Origin of the sequence: Blastococcus sp. URHD0036 (assembly GCF_000701365.1) — a bacterium.
GTDB lineage: Bacteria > Actinomycetota > Actinomycetes > Mycobacteriales > Geodermatophilaceae > Trujillonella.
Genome location: NZ_JNIK01000006.1, coordinates 121,670 through 136,435 on the forward strand (window position 1 = coordinate 121,670; position 14,766 = coordinate 136,435).

At 75.4% G+C, this 14,766-nt stretch carries 18 protein-coding genes; 6 read left to right on the forward strand and 12 right to left on the reverse strand.

Annotated elements, in window-relative coordinates:
- The first annotated feature begins 106 nt into the window (after positions 1-106).
- Positions 107-883, forward strand: a complete 777-nt coding sequence (locus N555_RS0106355; protein WP_029430658.1) for an enoyl-CoA hydratase-related protein — start codon at positions 107-109, stop codon at positions 881-883.
- Positions 884-913: 30 nt separating this feature from the next.
- Here N555_RS0106355 and N555_RS0106360 read toward each other — a convergent pair whose 3' ends face one another.
- Positions 914-1,141, reverse strand: a complete 228-nt coding sequence (locus tag N555_RS0106360) for a hypothetical protein (protein ID WP_029430659.1) — start codon at positions 1,139-1,141, stop codon at positions 914-916.
- Between the two features lie 116 nt (positions 1,142-1,257).
- Here N555_RS0106360 and N555_RS0106365 point away from each other — a divergent pair, with 116 nt between their 5' ends.
- Positions 1,258-1,896: an MBL fold metallo-hydrolase gene (locus tag N555_RS0106365; protein ID WP_029430660.1), complete on the forward strand. Its 639-nt coding sequence runs from the start codon at positions 1,258-1,260 to the stop codon at positions 1,894-1,896.
- 32 nt (positions 1,897-1,928) lie between these two features.
- Here N555_RS0106365 and N555_RS0106370 read toward each other — a convergent pair whose 3' ends face one another.
- Both N555_RS0106370 and N555_RS0106375 read right to left on the reverse strand, forming a co-directional pair.
- Positions 1,929-2,210, reverse strand: coding sequence for a GlsB/YeaQ/YmgE family stress response membrane protein (locus tag N555_RS0106370; RefSeq protein WP_231502621.1), 282 nt, complete (start codon positions 2,208-2,210; stop codon positions 1,929-1,931).
- A gap of 154 nt (positions 2,211-2,364) precedes the next feature.
- Positions 2,365-3,123 (reverse strand): GntR family transcriptional regulator, encoded by a 759-nt coding sequence (locus N555_RS0106375; RefSeq protein WP_029430662.1) that lies wholly within the window; start codon positions 3,121-3,123, stop codon positions 2,365-2,367.
- Between the two features lie 100 nt (positions 3,124-3,223).
- Between N555_RS0106375 and N555_RS26650 the strand changes: the two genes are divergently transcribed.
- Complete coding sequence (locus tag N555_RS26650; protein WP_029430663.1) at positions 3,224-3,823, forward strand: TetR/AcrR family transcriptional regulator; 600 nt, start codon at positions 3,224-3,226, stop codon at positions 3,821-3,823.
- 93 nt (positions 3,824-3,916) lie between these two features.
- A complete protein-coding gene (locus tag N555_RS26655) occupies positions 3,917-4,507 on the forward strand; it encodes a TetR/AcrR family transcriptional regulator (protein ID WP_029430664.1) in 591 nt (196 codons plus the stop codon).
- A 4-nt stretch (positions 4,508-4,511) separates the two neighbouring features.
- Here N555_RS26655 and N555_RS0106390 read toward each other — a convergent pair whose 3' ends face one another.
- Positions 4,512-5,732: a metallophosphoesterase gene (locus N555_RS0106390; protein WP_081866028.1), complete on the reverse strand. Its 1,221-nt coding sequence runs from the start codon at positions 5,730-5,732 to the stop codon at positions 4,512-4,514.
- A gap of 8 nt (positions 5,733-5,740) precedes the next feature.
- Positions 5,741-7,321, reverse strand: a complete 1,581-nt coding sequence (locus N555_RS0106395; protein ID WP_029430666.1) for a CYTH and CHAD domain-containing protein — start codon at positions 7,319-7,321, stop codon at positions 5,741-5,743.
- A gap of 163 nt (positions 7,322-7,484) precedes the next feature.
- On the opposite strand from N555_RS0106395, the gene N555_RS0106400 reads away from it, so the two are divergent.
- Complete coding sequence (locus N555_RS0106400; RefSeq protein ID WP_029430667.1) at positions 7,485-8,360, forward strand: PRC and DUF2382 domain-containing protein; 876 nt, start codon at positions 7,485-7,487, stop codon at positions 8,358-8,360.
- A 43-nt stretch (positions 8,361-8,403) separates the two neighbouring features.
- On the opposite strand, the gene N555_RS0106405 is transcribed toward N555_RS0106400, so the two are convergent.
- From N555_RS0106405 to N555_RS0106435, 7 genes are all read right to left on the reverse strand, one after another.
- Positions 8,404-9,168, reverse strand: coding sequence for a nitrilase-related carbon-nitrogen hydrolase (locus N555_RS0106405; RefSeq protein WP_029430668.1), 765 nt, complete (start codon positions 9,166-9,168; stop codon positions 8,404-8,406).
- A 34-nt stretch (positions 9,169-9,202) separates the two neighbouring features.
- The gene (locus N555_RS0106410) at positions 9,203-10,663 is read right to left on the reverse strand and encodes an RNB domain-containing ribonuclease (protein WP_081866029.1); all 1,461 of its coding nucleotides are present in this window, start codon (positions 10,661-10,663) and stop codon (positions 9,203-9,205) included.
- Between the two features lie 73 nt (positions 10,664-10,736).
- Positions 10,737-10,952: an RNA-binding S4 domain-containing protein gene (locus N555_RS0106415; RefSeq protein WP_029430670.1), complete on the reverse strand. Its 216-nt coding sequence runs from the start codon at positions 10,950-10,952 to the stop codon at positions 10,737-10,739.
- Positions 10,953-10,986: 34 nt separating this feature from the next.
- Positions 10,987-11,916, reverse strand: coding sequence for an aldose 1-epimerase family protein (locus N555_RS0106420; RefSeq protein WP_051683798.1), 930 nt, complete (start codon positions 11,914-11,916; stop codon positions 10,987-10,989).
- A 28-nt stretch (positions 11,917-11,944) separates the two neighbouring features.
- Entirely contained in the window at positions 11,945-12,343 is a 399-nt protein-coding gene (locus N555_RS0106425; protein WP_029430672.1) for a DUF3224 domain-containing protein, read from the reverse strand.
- Positions 12,340-12,864, reverse strand: a complete 525-nt coding sequence (locus N555_RS0106430) for a GNAT family N-acetyltransferase (protein ID WP_081866030.1) — start codon at positions 12,862-12,864, stop codon at positions 12,340-12,342. The genes N555_RS0106425 and N555_RS0106430 overlap by 4 nt, the downstream gene beginning before the upstream one ends.
- Positions 12,861-13,448, reverse strand: a complete 588-nt coding sequence (locus N555_RS0106435; protein WP_029430674.1) for a TetR/AcrR family transcriptional regulator — start codon at positions 13,446-13,448, stop codon at positions 12,861-12,863. The genes N555_RS0106430 and N555_RS0106435 overlap by 4 nt, the downstream gene beginning before the upstream one ends.
- Positions 13,449-13,544: 96 nt before the next feature.
- On the opposite strand from N555_RS0106435, the gene N555_RS0106440 reads away from it, so the two are divergent.
- Positions 13,545-14,711: an acyl-CoA dehydrogenase family protein gene (locus N555_RS0106440; RefSeq protein WP_029430675.1), complete on the forward strand. Its 1,167-nt coding sequence runs from the start codon at positions 13,545-13,547 to the stop codon at positions 14,709-14,711.
- Positions 14,712-14,766: the final 55 nt, after the last annotated feature.

Sequence of the window (14,766 nt, forward strand, 5' to 3'; positions counted from 1 at the left end):
GGTGTGCGGTGGGGGAGGACGCGCTGCGGTGGGGGAGGACGACGGCTGGCAGGGTGACGTCCGGGTCGCGGGGGTCGCGGCTCTCGACGGCGCGGGAGGACGACGGATGGCCGACACGGTGACCCGGGAGGACGCGGACGGCGTCGCGACCATCACGCTCCTGCGGCCGGGGCTCACCTCGGCGCTGCGCCGGGAGCTGCTCGACGTCGTCACCGAGGTGGCGGCGGACGAGTCGGTGCGCGCGGTGCTGCTGACCGGCTCGGGGCGCGCCTTCTGCGTCGGCCAGGACCTCGCGGAGCACGTGGAGTCGCTGCGCGGGAACGCCGAGACGTCGCTGTCGATCGTCGAGGCGGAGTACAACCCGCTGGTCCTGGCGCTGTCGGGCCTGCGGGTCCCCGTCGTCGTGGGGATCAACGGCGCCTGCGCCGGTGCGGGCCTCGGGATCGCCCTGGCCGGCGACATCCGCGTCGCCGCCGCCGGCGCGAAGTTCACCACCGCGTTCACCGGCATCGGCCTGTCCTCGGACTCGGCGCTGGCGTCCCGGCTGGTGCACTGCGTCGGGGGCTCGCGGGCCGCGCAGCTGCTGCTCCTGCCCGAGCCGTTCCCCGCCGAGACCGCCGAGCAGTGGGGGCTCGTGCACCGGGTGGTCCCGGCCGACCAGGTCGCCGACGAGGCCCGTGCGCTGGCCGTCCGCCTGGCCGCCGGTCCCACGGCCGCCTACCGGGCGGTCAAGACCGTGCTGGCCACGGCGGCCACCGACTCGCTCGAGGAGACCCTCGCGCTGGAGGCCCGGCTGCAGACGCCCCTGGGCACGAGCGTCGACCACCGGGAGGCGGTCGAGGCGTTCCTCGCCAAGCGCCCGGCGGTGTTCACGGGCCACTAGTTGCCGGCTCGCCTGAGCCGGAGGGGTCGGTCAGCCGGCCAGGACGACGCAGGAGACGCAGACGTCGCGGTCGGCGACGGGCCAGGCCTGCTCCACGCTGATCCGTGCGAGCGACCCGCAGAGCGTCAGCTCGCAGGCGCCGTCGACCTCACTGGGGTGGCGGTGCACCTCGACGGCGTGCCACAGGGCGGCGGTCGGGCCGTGCGCCCGGCTGCGGGCGGCGACGAAGGTGGTGGTCCGGGCGAAGGCGGTGGTCATGGACCAGTGGTCGGCCTCGGACGCCCGCCGGCGGAGTCCCGGCCGTTCCGCCTCACCCCTCCGGGGGAGGCCCGGTACGCCCGGCCGGTCGTCGGCGCGCGGGGCAGGATGGCGTCATGGAGATGACCAAGCAGGGGCACGCCTGCGTCGTCGTGAGTGACGCGGACCGCCGGCTCGTCCTCGACCCGGGCATGTTCACCGACCCGGCGGTCCTCCGCGGGGCCAGTGCCGTGCTGATCACGCACGAGCACCTCGACCACTTCGCGCCCGAGGCGCTGCGCGCGGCGATGGCCGACGACCCGGCGCTGGAGGTGTGGACCAACGGCTCGGTCGCCGGCCAGCTGGAGGGCCTGGGGAGCCGGGTGCACGTGGTGGGCGACGGTGACGCGGTCGAGATCGCGGGGTTCGACGTCACGGTGCACGGCGAGCTGCACGCGGTCATCCACCCGGAGATCCCGCAGATCGGGAACATCGGCTTCCTGGTGGGCGGCGAGGTCTTCCACCCCGGTGACGCGTTCACCGTGCCCGGCGCCCCGCTGACGACGCTGCTGCTCCCCGTCTACGCGCCGTGGCTCAAGGTCTCGGAGGTCATCGACTACGTGCGGGAGGTCGACGCGGCCCGGGCGTACGCGGTGCACGACGCACCGCTCAACGACATCGGGCTGAACCTCGTGGGCGGCCTGCTCGGCGAGCGGGGACCGGGGACCCCGACGCCGTACCGCCGGCTGGCGCCGGGGGACTCGATCGAGCTGTAGCGCCCGACCGGGTCCCCCGGCGACCGGCTGGGTCAGCGCAGCGTGCGGCTGCTGCGACCCGAGGAGAGGCGCTCGGCGATGCCCACCAGGAGCACCGCGGCGATCACGGCGAAGACGAAGCCGAGGAAGTTGAGCTCGAACGGGCTCGTGTTGTCGTTGAGCAGGCCGCCGATGAGGCCACCGATGATCGCGCCGACGACACCCAGGGCGAGGGTCGCGACGATGCTCATGTGCTGCTTGCCCGGGGTGATCAGGCGAGCGAGGGCACCGATCACGAGTCCGACGACGATGAGCCCGATGATCTGACCAATCACAGCTGTCTCCTTCAGTCTGTCCGGCCGGGGGCGTTCCCGGCGGTCGCCGGGTGCCCGTGGCCGGTGCACCGGAGGCGCCGTCACCCCCGATCGGGCGCCTGGTGGGGACTCCATACCCGCCTCGACCACCGGTGATGCACGCGTGATCGTTCCGTCACCCGACCGGGTTGCTGCCGGGACCGGTGACCGAGACCTCGAACTCCACCCGGCTGACGTCCGGCCGCAGGCGGGAGAAGCTGTGCACCAGCGGCCTCCCGGTGCTGTCGCGCACCGTCGTCCGCACGACCAGCAGCGGCGAACCGGCCACGATGTGCAGCTGCTCGGCCTCCTCGGGAGTGGCCGTGCCGACGTCGACGACGATCCGCGCGTGCGCCAGGTCGGCGTCGTAGCGGGCCCGCAGGAGGTCGTAGAGGGAGCCGTCGTCGAGATCGGCGTCGACCGTCCCGGGGAACCGCCCGGCGGGCAGGAAGCTGTGCGCGACGTGGTTGGGCAGCCCGTCCACGCTGCGCAGGCGGACCAGCTCCACGACGTCATCGGCGACGTCGATGTCCAGTTCGGCGGCGACCGGCACCGGCGCCGGCACCACCCGCTGGGTGAGCACCGTGGTGCCGACCTGCGCCCCCTGCTCGGTCATCACCGAGCTCCAGCCCGCGATCCGGTGCACGAAGCTCTCGCGGTACTCGTGCCGGATGCCCGGGCGCTTCACGAAGGTGCCCCGGCCCTGCTCCCGGACCAGGTGGCCGTCGGCCACCAGCCCGTCGACCGCGCGGCGCAGCGTGATGCGGCTGACGCCGTACTCGGCGCACAGCACCGGCTCCGGGGGGAGCAGCGTCTGCTCGGGCATCGCCGAGACACGGCGGCGGAGGTGCTCACGGACCGAGAGGTACTTCGGGCCCGACACTGCGCTGGTCACCGTTCGACGGTACGTGAAGAATACGTACGGACGTCATGTCGTCTGGGACGTCTAGTGTGTTGCGACAGAATGTGCCGCGATGCCACGAGAGGTTGCCGTCGTGTCCGAGGACCCTCGCAGCCGCCGGCGCGCGGCCACCCACCGTCGGCTGTACGAGGTGGCGATGGAGCTGTTCCTCGAGCGGGGCTACGACGCCGTCAACGTCGGCGACATCGCCTCGGCCGCCGGGGTCTCCGTGCCGACCTTCTACGCGCACTTCGCCAACAAGGAGCACGTCGTCCTCCCGCTCCCCGATCGGCGCGCGGTCCAGGCCGTCCTGGCCGACGCACTGGCCGGCGGCCCGGTCGAGTCGGTCTTCATGACCGTCCGCGACGCGATGCTGGCGTGGCTGGCCGCGGCGCAGGGCCGGGAGGCGGAGGAGATGCTCGACCGGTGGCGGGTGGTGGTGGCCACGCCGGGGCTGCGGCTGCGAGCGGCCGAGTACGAGCGCGCGACCGCCGAGATCGTCCTGAGCACCCTCCCCCCGGCGGTCCTCGCGCCGGCGCGGAAGCTGGCCACCGAGCTCGTGGTGATGGCGCTGTTCTCGTCCTACACGCTGGTACTGCTGCGCTGGGCGGAGGAAGAGGGCGCCCGGCCGGTGCAGGAGGTCTTCGACGAGGTGCTCACGACGTTGCGCACCATGGGTGGCCCGGTCACCTGACGGAGCTCGCCGACGGGAGGAGCTACAGGTCGGCGCGGCGATGAGTGCCTGCACCGGCTCCCGCCAGGACCGATTCCGTGGGAGGTTGCGACCGTGTCCGGGGACCTGCGCAGCCGACGGCGTGCCGCCACCAACCGCCGCATCTACGAGGTGGCGATGCAGCTGTTCGAGGAGCAGGGCTTCGACCAGGTCAGCGTGGGCGAGATCGCGTCGCGCGCCGGCGTCTCCGTCCCCACCTTCTACGCGCACTTCCCCAGCAAGGACCGGATCGTCCTGCAGGCCGCCGACCACGGCGAGATCAGGCAGCTGCTCGACGGGGCGGGGCCCGCGACGTCGGTCACCGAGCACGTGGAGCGGGTCATCCGCCTCTGGCTGGAGGCGTTCGAGGAGGGCGACGCGCGAGCCGAGCTGCTGCGCCAGTGGCGGCTGGTGGGCGACACCCGGTCGCTGCAGATGCGGGCGTCGGAGATCGAGCGGGACGCCGCGTCGGTCGTCGTCGAGCACCTCGAGTACGTGCGGTGCGATCGCACGTCGCTGGCCGTCCAGCTGACCGTCTTCACGCTGTTCGCGGCGAGCACGCAGATCCTCATGCGCTGGGCGAACGAGGACGGCCGCCGCCCGCTGGCGGAGGTGTGCGACCACGTCATGGGCGTGCTGCGGTCCCTGCGCACCGATCCCGTCTGACCGGTCAGCGCCCTGGGGCGCGCAGCTCCACCACGGTGACCTCCGGCCGCGCCCCGATCCGCATGGGCGGTCCCCAGTACCCCGCGCCCGAGGTGACGTACAGCTGGGTGTCGCCGTGCCGGGAGAGCCCCTCGACCGACGGCTGGTCCAGTCGCACGGCGTAGTCGAAGGGCCAGAGCTGACCGCCGTGGGTGTGGCCGGACAGCTGCAGGTCCACGCCGGCGGTCCGCGCCTGGTCGACCATCACGGGCTGGTGCGCCAGGAGCACCACCGGAACGGCGTCGTCCCGGCCGTCCAGCGCGGCGTCGAGGTCGGCTCCGTGCCCGGCCAGCCCGGAGTCGGCCGCCGTGCGGTCGTCGATCCCCGCCAGGTCGAACGACGCGGCGCCGCGCCGGATCGGCACGCGCTCGTTGCGCAGCACCTCGACGCCGAGCGTGGGCAGGTGGCGCAGCCACGCGGTGGTGTCGACGAAGTACTCGTGGTTGCCGGTGACGAAGAAGACGCCCTGCTCGCTGACCAGGTCCGCCAAGGGGGCCGCGTCCGCGGCCAGCTCGTCGACGTCGCCGTCGACCAGGTCCCCCACGATGGCGACGACGTCGGGGCGCTGGTCGTTGACGATCTCGACCAGCCGCTCGAACCGCCGGCCCCCGTAGGTCGGTGACAGGTGCCCGTCGGAGAAGGTGACGATCCGCAGCCCGTCCAGCGCCGGGTCCAGGCGCTGCAGGGTGACCGGCACCCGCCGGACGACCGGCGCGGCGTTGGCGAGGTACACCCCCGTGCCCGCGGTGCCCAGCGCCACCACGCCGGCCGTTCCGGCCAGCGAGCGCGCCAGGAACAACCGGCGCGAGGGATCCGGGACCGCCTCGCGTTCCGCGTGCGGGCCCCCGGCGGGCTGGAGGACGGCGTCCGGCCGGCGGCTCCAGCGGCGGAGGGCGAGGCGCACCGGCTCCAGGACCACCAGCGTCAGGAACAGGTAGAACGCCGTGCCCAGCCAGGTGTAGGCCACCCAGTCCAGCGGGGTGGCGACGCCGAGGGGCAGGGACCGCCGCAGGAGCAGCGCGGCGGCCGGGAGCACGAAGAGGACGGCGAGCAGCACGGTCAGCCGCCGCCGGACCGGCCCGGGTCGCGTGGTGCTCCGGACGAGCCGGGACCAGAGGTAGACGTGCACCAGCCCGAGGACCAGCAGGAGGACGGTGCCGAACCCCAGCAGGGCGAAGAAGGACACGCGGCCCCTCAGCGCGTCGCGGCGCGGACCGCTGCACGGAGCCCGGGCTCCTGCGCCCAGAACTCCGCCGCGCAGCTCGCGGCGCGGGCCTCCTCGAGCGCGTGGAGCCGCCCCCAGGTCCAGGTCGGCTCCCCCGCCGCGCCGGCGGCCCGGCCCAGCCGCAGGCACAGGTCCCGGGTCACGACCGTGTCCTGCGCGTTCCCGAGGACCTCCTGGACGTCCTTCATGGTGCCGATCAGCTCCTCGGCCGGCCTCCCCAGCACGGGGACGGCGACCTCCGCCGTGTACCGGACGCGCTTGGCGGCCTTGCGGACGTCGTGCAGCGGCGAGTCCTCCCCCACGGTCTCGCCGTGCACGGCACGGGCGGCCTCGATCCGTGCGTACATCCGCTTGCCGCTGCGGTGGATCGCCTTGGCCAGCACCGGTCCGGCCGGGTCGCCGGCGGACCCGGCCAGCGGAGGAGAGGCGAGCAGGTCGTCGAGGGAGTCCAGGACGGCGAGGTACCGGCGGTCGGTCAGGGCGCGCAGGGTCGCGCGCCGTGCCGCGTCGCCCTCCTTCACCGTGGCGGTCCGCAGCCGCGCCAGGACCGGGCCGCGCACCTGTTCGACCGGCTGGGCCTCGACGAGCTCGCGCAGGTGGGCGAGGGCCACCTCGCCGTCCCGGGCCGGGGAGAGCGCCGCCCCCACCCAGCGGAGCTCCTCCCGCAGTGGATCCGTGGCCTCGCGCTCGAGCACGGGCCGGAACGCCGCGAGGATGCTGCGCAGCCGCCGGCAGGCGACCCGGAGGTCGTGCACGCCCTCGTGGGCTCCCTCTCGTACGGACAGGTCCGCGGCCTGCAGCGCCGCCGCCTGGCCCCGCAGCGCCTCCAGCACGACGTCGCCGGCGGTCGCCCCCGCCGGCTTCGCCTTCTTGCCCTTCCCGCCCTTCTTGCCCCTGCCGCCGTTCGTCCCGGCCGTCGCGGCCGGCACCTCGGGGAGGCGGTGGGCGAGCACCCGGGAGAGCTTGGAGGGCGAGTCCGAGGGCGCGGCACCCGCCTCGACGAGGGCGCCGACCAGGGCGTCCAGGAGCGTCTCGTCGCCCTCGACGAGCTCGACCTCGACCTCCCGCCAGGTGGTGACCGTCGCCGGGTCCCCCGGGTCGGGCGCGAACGCGGTGCCGGTGACGGAGTCCTCGGCGACCTCGGCGAGCACCCGGCCCCCGTCGGCCAGGACCGTCGTCACCACCCGGGTCGTGTCCAGGGCCGCGACGGCGGCCACGGGCGCGGTGCGCACGATGCCCAGCACCGGCGCGACCACCGCCTTCGGCGGGACGGCACGGCGTGGGCCGAGTGGGTGGTGCACCTCCGTGCGGGCGTGCCCGGCGGCGGGCAGCTTCAGGTGCCAGCCGGCGTCGGTCCCGCCGGTGCGGCGGCGCAGCGTCACCCCGGCCCGTGCCAGGCGCAGGTCGGCGGTGTCGAAGTAGGTGGCCGCCAGGTGGTGCTCGACCGGTTCGCCGACCGCCGCGACGCCGTCGACCGCGGTGAGGTCCGGAACGGCGAAGTCCGGGCCGGGTTCGACCTTGCGCTCGATCTCCACGTGCCCGTCCACCACGTCGTCCTCCTCCGGGGACCGGGTCCTCCGGTCGCCCTCCCCGCCCGACGGTAGGGCACAGGGGCGACCCCCGGCCCGCCCACGATGTTCACCCGGCCCGACGGCTGGGCACGCTCAGGCCGAGCACCGTCCGACGGACGGTCTGCCTGAGGGGAGCCCACCCATGTTGAGCGAGCGCGAGGTGTCGGCCGCCATCGGTGGCCACGCATACGGCCAGGACGGAGAGCGGATCGGCACCGTCGAACACTTCTTCGTCGACGACCGCACGGGGGCGCCGACCTGGGCCGCCGTCACCACCGGGCTGTTCGGCACGAAGCACTCGATCGTGCCGGCGGTGGACGCGTCCTACGCCGACGGCGGCCTCCGGCTGCCCGTGACCAGGGACGCCGTCCGGGCGGCGCCGCACCTGACCGGGGACCACCTCGACCCCTCCGACGAGGCGGAGCTGCGCCGGCACTACGGGCTGGACACCGCGCTGCCCGCCACCCCGGAGACCGCTCCGCGCACCGATCCGGGCATCCCGGTGGCCACGCCGACGGACACCGCCGAGACCCCGGTCGTCGCCGCCGCTCCCCCGCCGCCGCCGGCGCCCGCCGCGGCGCCGTCCGGGGACGGCGGCATGGTGCGCAGCGAGGAGCGGCTGCAGGTCGCCACCGAGCGGGTGGCCGCCACGCGGGCCCGCCTGGTCAAGTACGTGGTCACCGAGGAGGTCCAGATCACCGTGCCGATCCGGCGCGAGGAGATCCGGGTCGAGGAGGTCCCGATCGACGCCCCCGACCCGGGGCCCGGCGAGTCGCTGACCGGCCCGGACGAGGTGGCGGCGGGTGCACCCACCACCTCCCCCATCCCGGTCGTGGGCGGCGGGCTGCCCGAGGAGATCGTGCTGTACGCCGAGCGCCCGGTCGTGACCGTCGAGGTCGTGCCGGTGGAGCGCGTGCGACTGCGCACCGAGGTGGTGACCGGCACCGAGACGGTCACCGACCGGGTGCAGCGGGAGCAGGTCGTGGTGGACCAGAGCGGCTCTCCCGCCGGGGCCTGATGCGGAGTGCGGCAGCGCAGGAAACCTGCGCTGCCGCACTCCACTACAGGGCGCGGCGGTCGGGGAGGAAGCGCAGGCGGTCGCGGGTCGCGGCCACCTCGGCCGGGTCGACGTCGGCCAGGACGAGGGTCTCCACGCCGGCCGCGGTCGCCAGGAGCTCGCCCATCGGGCTGACGATCCGGCTGTCCCCGGCGTGCTCGGTGCCGTCGCCGGCGACGCCCACCCGGTTGCAGCCGACCACGTACGCCTGGTTCTCGATCGCGCGGGCCTGCAGCAACGTCTGCCAGTGCAGCCGCCGCGCGGCCGGCCAGTTCGCCGTCACCAGGTAGACGTCGGTGTCCGTCGCCGCCCGCCAGAAGACGTCGGCGAAGCGCAGGTCGTAGCAGACGAACGGGGTGACCCGCAGGCCGCCGATCTCCACGGTCAGCGGCGCCTCCCCGGCCCGGAAGCGCTCGTGCTCGCCGCCGTGCGTGAACGGGTGCAGCTTGCGGTAGCGGTGCACCGTTCCGTCCGGTCCGGCGAGGACGAAGGAGTTGAACGGCAGCGCGCCGTCGTCGGCGATCTCCGGGCAGCTGCCCGCCACCCAGACGCCGTACTCGGCCGCCTGCTCCCGCAGGAACGTCGACGACGGGCCGCCCTCGGGCTCCCCGATCCCGGGGGTCATCGAGAAGCCGGTGGAGAACGTCTCGCTCAGCAGGACCAGCTCGGCACCGGCCGCCGCGGCGCCGGCCACCCGGGGGCCGAGCCGGGCGAAGTTCGCGTCCCGGTCCTCCCAGACGATGTCGTGCTGGACCACCCCGATCCTCATCGCCCCATCCTGCCCAGCCGCGCCGGCCGCCGTGTCACCGAGCCTGCTCGAACCGGACCGACCGCTTCCCGGGGTCGGCCTCCGCCAGGCGCACCCGCACCCGGGTGCCGGGGGTCAGGTCCCCGGTGCAGCGGGCCCGGATCACCGGGTCGGTGAGGACGACGGTGCCCCGCGACCCCTCGGCGTCCACCACGACGGCGTCGAACTCCTCGCCGACGCGGTCGCTCAGCAACCACGCCTCCGTCGCGTCGACGACCGCGCGCTCCACCGCGTGGGTGCGCCGGTCGGAGGCGGCCATCAGCGCCGGCAGCTCGGGCAGGGCCGCGCGGATGGCCGGGTCCGGCTGCTGACCGGCGGCCAGCGCGAGGCAGACCTCGGTGCCGAACCGGTCGACCAGCCGCCGCAGCGGCGCGGTGACGTGCGCGTACGGCGCGCCGACCCCGCCGTGTCCGGCCTGCTCGGGCGGGCTGCCGTCGAACGGGGTGTAGGCCGCTCCGCGCAGCAGGGCGGCGGCCTCCTCGAGGAAGGCGGCGTGCTCGGGCCGGTCGGCGTCGAGGGCGGCGATCACGGCGCCCGGGCTCGCCCCCTCGGGCCAGTCGACCCCCAGGTGCGGGGCGATCCGGCGCAGCGCCGCCACGGCCTCCGGAGCGGCCGGCGGCAGGGTGCGGAGCAGGCCGACCCCGCCGTCGAGCATCAGCGCGGCGGCGCACCGGCCGGTGAGCAGCGAGATGGTCGCGTTCCAGCCCTCCACCGGGAGGGCGCCGCGGGCGGTCAGGGTCCAGCCGCCCGCGGGGGTCCGCTCGACCTGCTGCTCCGGGGTGCCGAGCTCGGTGGCGCCCCGCGCCAGCGCGCCCTGCTGCAGGAGCCGGCCGAGCTCGGGGAGCAGCGCGAGCGGATCGGGCAGCCCGCCCGCGTCCGCCTGGCGCTGCACGTCGGGATAGCCGAGCTGGGCGCGGCTGCGGACCCGGGCCCGGCGGACGTCGACCTCGCGGACCCCGCCGTCGGCGTCCAGCCGGATCGTCCAGAGGGCGGCGGCGCGGTCCTGGCCGGGCAGCAGGCTGGCCGCGCCCTCCGACAGCACCGGCGGGTGCAGGGGGACGCGCAGGTCGGGGGTGTAGAGCGTCTGGCCGCGACGCCGGGCCTCGGCGTCCAGGGCGCTGCCGGGCCGGACGACGGCGCCGACGTCGGCGATCGCGTAGCTGACCCGGTAGCCGGCGCCGTCCCGGGCCAGGTGCACCGCCTGGTCGAGGTCCTGGCTGCCCGGCGGGTCGAGGGTCACCAGCGGCAGGTCGGTCGCGTCCAGCTCCGGCATCGGCGGGGTCGCCGCGGCGGCCCGGGCCTCGGCGAGCACCTCGGGCGGGAAGTCGACCGGGACGTCGAACTCGGCACGGACGGCGGCGAAGTCCGGGCCCCCGGGCGCGTCGGCCGGCCAGCGCGGGGAGCGCCACGGCCCCGTCCCGGCCCGGTTCCACGTGGAACCGGTGCCGACGTCCACCGCTCTGCCCTCGGTCGGCTTCCGCGCCCGGTCCGCTCCTCGCTCGTCCCTCGCTGCGATGCTCCCGCGGCTGTCACCCGACACGGATCTCCTCGACGCCCTCGATGGAGACGACGTCGCCCTTGCGGACCTGCCGGCCGCGCCGGTCCTCGGGCTCGCCGTTGACCCGGACGTCGCCGGTGACCAGCACGTCCTTCACCTGGGCGCCGGTGGGCACGGCGTCGACGAGCTTGAGCAACTGGCCGAGCCGGATGGAGTCCTCGCCGGGGCGGAGGGAGACGGTGCGCACGGGCTGATCCTGCTCCTCGTCGGCTCCGCGCACCTCAGCGCGCGGGGTCCCAGGCCAGCGTCCACGTCCCCGACCAGGTCGCCGCGGGCTCCAGCACCACGAGGTCCACCCCGTCGGCCAGGGCGTTGGGCGGGCACGTCATCGGCTCGACCGCGACGCTGCGCCGGCGCTGGCCGGCCGGGAGCGTGTCGCCGGTGTAGACCTGCAGCCACGGCCAGGCACGGTCGACGGCGAGCTCCACCGAGCCGGCCGGGCCGCGCAGCCGCACCCGGGCCCAGCCGTCGTCGTCCCGCTCCAGGCCGGTGAACGGGGTGTCGATCGCCCGGTCGCCGATCCGGCCCACCGCGCCGTCGAACGGCTCCCGCCCGCCCGTGGGCAGCCCGCCGTCGGTGACCAGCGCGGTGGATGCCGGCACGGTGAGCTCCGCCTCGGCGATCGCGCCGTCGCCGTCCCCGCCGACCGCGAGGTAGGGATGCATCCCGACCCCGAACGGAGCCGGCTCGGCGGAGGCGTTGCGGACCCGCACGGTCACCGAGAGCCGCTGCGGCGTCAGCGCGTAGTCCAGCGCCACGAGAAGCCGGAACGGGTAACCCGACCGCGGCTCCAGCACGGCGCCGACGGTGACCGCGTCGGAGAAGCGGCTGAGCACGCCGAACGGCTGCCAGGAGAGCAGTCCGTGGATCGCGTTCGGCGCGGCCGGCGACACGACGTCGAGCTGCCGCTCCCGGCCGGCCCAGCTCCAGCGCCCGCCCCGGAGCCGGTTGGGCCAGGGCAGCAGGACCCCGCCGCGGCGGCCCGAGGGCACCGTGCCGGTCGGGTACCCGTCGACGACGGCCCAGCCGCCGGCCGACAGCGCCCGGATCCCGCCGCCGCGGAGGTCCACGGCCAGCCGCGCGTCGCCGCTGACCAGCTCGACGTCGAGCGGCTCGATCGGGGGCCAGGTCGTGTGCGGCGGCACGCTCATGCCGAGCAGCCCACCACATCCCGGGCGGTCAGGTCAGGTCGTAGTCCAGGGTCAGGACGGCGCCGGACTCGTCGTGCGTCAGCTCCACGGTGCCGCGCAGGCCGGAGAGCTCGCCCGTGCCGGTCCCGGGCAGCACGACACCGGAGGCCCGTGAGTCCGCGCCGTCGACCACTCCCGAGTGCTGGACGACGAACGTGCCGGTGCGGCCCTCGAGCGTGCCGGTGACCAGCTCCTGCGCCACGTAACCGGCCGGGGTCTCCCCCACGGCCGCCGAGGTCATGGCCACCACGCTGGTGCCGGTCAGCGGGCCGTGGAACGTCTTGCGCAGCGTCACCCGGCCGAAGGCGACGGGGCCCGGCTCACCGAGCACGAGCTCCTCGGGCTCCCAGCCGGTGACCTCGAACGGGATGCGGACGACGGTGCTCACGGGTCCTCCAGGAGTGGGTGGGTGGACCAGCCACGTTGCCGCACCCCACCGACGAGATCGTCACGCGCCGGCAAGCCCCGCTCGAAGAAGACCGCGAAGGGGTCGTCGTCGGCCACGTAGGCGCCGAACGCGGGGATCGGCCGGTAGCCGGCGGACTCGTACAGGCCGACGGCCTCGGGCTGGCGGGTGCCGGTCTCCAGCCGGAGCGTCGTCCAGCCCCGTTCCAGGGCGGCGGCCTCCAGCGCCGTGAGAAGCCGGCGGGAGACGCCCCGGCCGCGGGCCGCCGGGACCACGTACATCCGCTTGAGCTCCGCGACGCCCGGCTCCAGTTCGCGCAGCGCGCCGCAGCCGATCGCCGTCCCGTCGGCGTCCCGGGCCAGGAGCACCACGCCGACGTCCGCCGCCGAGGGCGGGACCCCCGGCTCGCCGGCCCCGTCGTACCGGGCCCGCAGCTCGACCTGCTGGGCGGCCGTCAGCCCGCGCACCTCGGCGTCGTCCCAGGCGGCCGGCTCGATCCTCACCGGCTGATCCCGTGCAGCAGCAGCGCGGCGAGCTCCCGGTAGGCGGCGGCGTCGCTCAGGCCGGTGGCCCGGCCGGTCTCGCCGCGACCGATGCGGAACATCAGCGTGGTGACGGTGTCGGCGACCAGCGCCGGGTGCGCACGCCGGAACCGGCCGGCGGCCACGCCCTCGTCGACCAGCTCGCGGACCCGCTCGGCGGCGAGCGCGGTGTGCCGCTCGTACACCGCGCGGGCCGGCTCGAAGCGGTCGAGATCGCGGTGGAACGCCGGGCCGGCCGGCGCCAGCTCGCGCGCGACGGCGGCGAGGTAGGCGGTCACCCGGAGCGCCGGGTCGTCCTCGTCGACCGCCGAGGCCTCCACGGCGGCGGCGGCCCGGCGGAAGAAGTGGCGGACCACCCGCGCGGCGAGCTGCTCCTTGCTCCCGGCCAGCGCGTAGAGGGTGCTCTTGGAGCAGTGCAGCCGGTCGGCCAGCTCGTCGAGCGTGAAGCCGGCGAAGCCCTCGGCCAGGAAGAGCTCCTCGAGCTGGTCGAGCAGCTGGGCCTGCCGCGCGGTGAGCACCCGCTCGCCCGTCGCCTCCAGCGACATCGTCACCTCCTGACTCGGCGGGCCAGCATCCCCCAGGACGACGAACAGTACGGAGGTACCGTTCTCCGTACTGCTCCCTTCTGGAACGAGGACCCCGTGCCCGTCGTCGACCGCGAGCTGCCCACCCCGGAGGCGGCCGACCTGATCGCCCTCACCCGCGAGATCGCCGACGGCGAGCTGGCCCCGAAGGCTGCGGCGTACGAGCGGGAGGAGCGCTTCCCGCGCGAGGTGTTCACGCTGCTCGGGGAGGCCGGGCTGCTCGGCCTGCCCTTCGGTGAGGACGTCGGCGGCGGGAGCCAGCCCTACGCGGTGTACCTGCAGGTCGTCGAGGAGCTGGCCGCCCGCTGGGCCAGCGTCGCGCTCGGCGTCAGCGTGCACACGCTGGCCTGCTTCCCGGTCGACCGCTTCGGCACCGACTCGCAGCGCCGCGAGTGGCTGCCGGAGATGCTCGGCGGCCGGCTGCTCGGCGCCTACTGCCTCTCCGAGGCGCACGCCGGGTCCGATCCCGCGGCGATGCGGGCGTCGGCGAAGGCCGACGGCGACGGATGGACGGCGACGGGCGAGAAGGCCTGGGTCACCCACGGCGGGCAGGCGGACTTCTACTCGACGTTCCTGCGGACCCCGGACGACGGCGAGCGGGCGATCTCCTGCTTCCACCTCACCCCGGACCTCGCCGGGTTCAGCGCCGCGCCACCGGAGCAGAAGATGGGCCTGACCGGCTCCACCACCGCGGCGATCCGGCTGGACGACGTCCCCGTCCCGGCCGACCGGCTGGTCGGCGATCGCGGCCGCGGGCTGGGCATCGCCCTCGCGGCGCTGGACTCCGGCCGGCTCGGCGTCAGCGCCGTCTCCGTGGGCCTGGCCCAGTCCGCGCTCGACCTCGCCGTCTCCTACGCGTGCGAGCGGGAGGCCTTCGGCAAGCGGATCGTCGACCACCAGGGCGTCGCCTTCCTGCTGGCCGACATGGCCGCCGCGGTGGAGTCCGCCCGCGCCACCTACCTGGCCGCTGCCCGCCGCAAGGACGCCGGCAAGGACTACGCGCGGCAGGCGAGCATCGCCAAGCTCGTCGCCACGGATGCGGCCATGAAGGTGACCACGGACGCGGTCCAGGTGCTGGGCGGTGCCGGCTACACCCGCGACCACCCGGCCGAGCGGTACATGCGCGAGGCGAAGGTCATGCAGATCTTCGAGGGCACGAACCAGATCCAGCGGATGGTCATCGGCCGGTCCCTGGCCCGCGAGGCGGCGCCGGCCGCCGGCTGAGCCCCGCCACCGGCGCAGGACCGCCGTTCCGCACCCCGGATCCGTGACGTCCGTC

Excerpts from the sequence above, each read along its gene's own strand:
- N555_RS0106355 (WP_029430658.1), top strand. The coding sequence starts at position 107 with ATGGCCGACACGGTGACCCGGGAGGACGCGGACGGCGTCGCGACCATC.
- N555_RS0106360 (WP_029430659.1), bottom strand. The coding sequence starts at position 1,141 with ATGACCACCGCCTTCGCCCGGACCACCACCTTCGTCGCCGCCCGCAGC.
- N555_RS0106365 (WP_029430660.1), top strand. The coding sequence starts at position 1,258 with ATGGAGATGACCAAGCAGGGGCACGCCTGCGTCGTCGTGAGTGACGCG.
- N555_RS0106400 (WP_029430667.1), top strand. The coding sequence starts at position 7,485 with ATGTTGAGCGAGCGCGAGGTGTCGGCCGCCATCGGTGGCCACGCATAC.
- N555_RS0106405 (WP_029430668.1), bottom strand. The coding sequence starts at position 9,168 with ATGAGGATCGGGGTGGTCCAGCACGACATCGTCTGGGAGGACCGGGAC.
- N555_RS0106420 (WP_051683798.1), bottom strand. The coding sequence starts at position 11,916 with ATGAGCGTGCCGCCGCACACGACCTGGCCCCCGATCGAGCCGCTCGAC.
- N555_RS0106435 (WP_029430674.1), bottom strand. The coding sequence starts at position 13,448 with ATGTCGCTGGAGGCGACGGGCGAGCGGGTGCTCACCGCGCGGCAGGCC.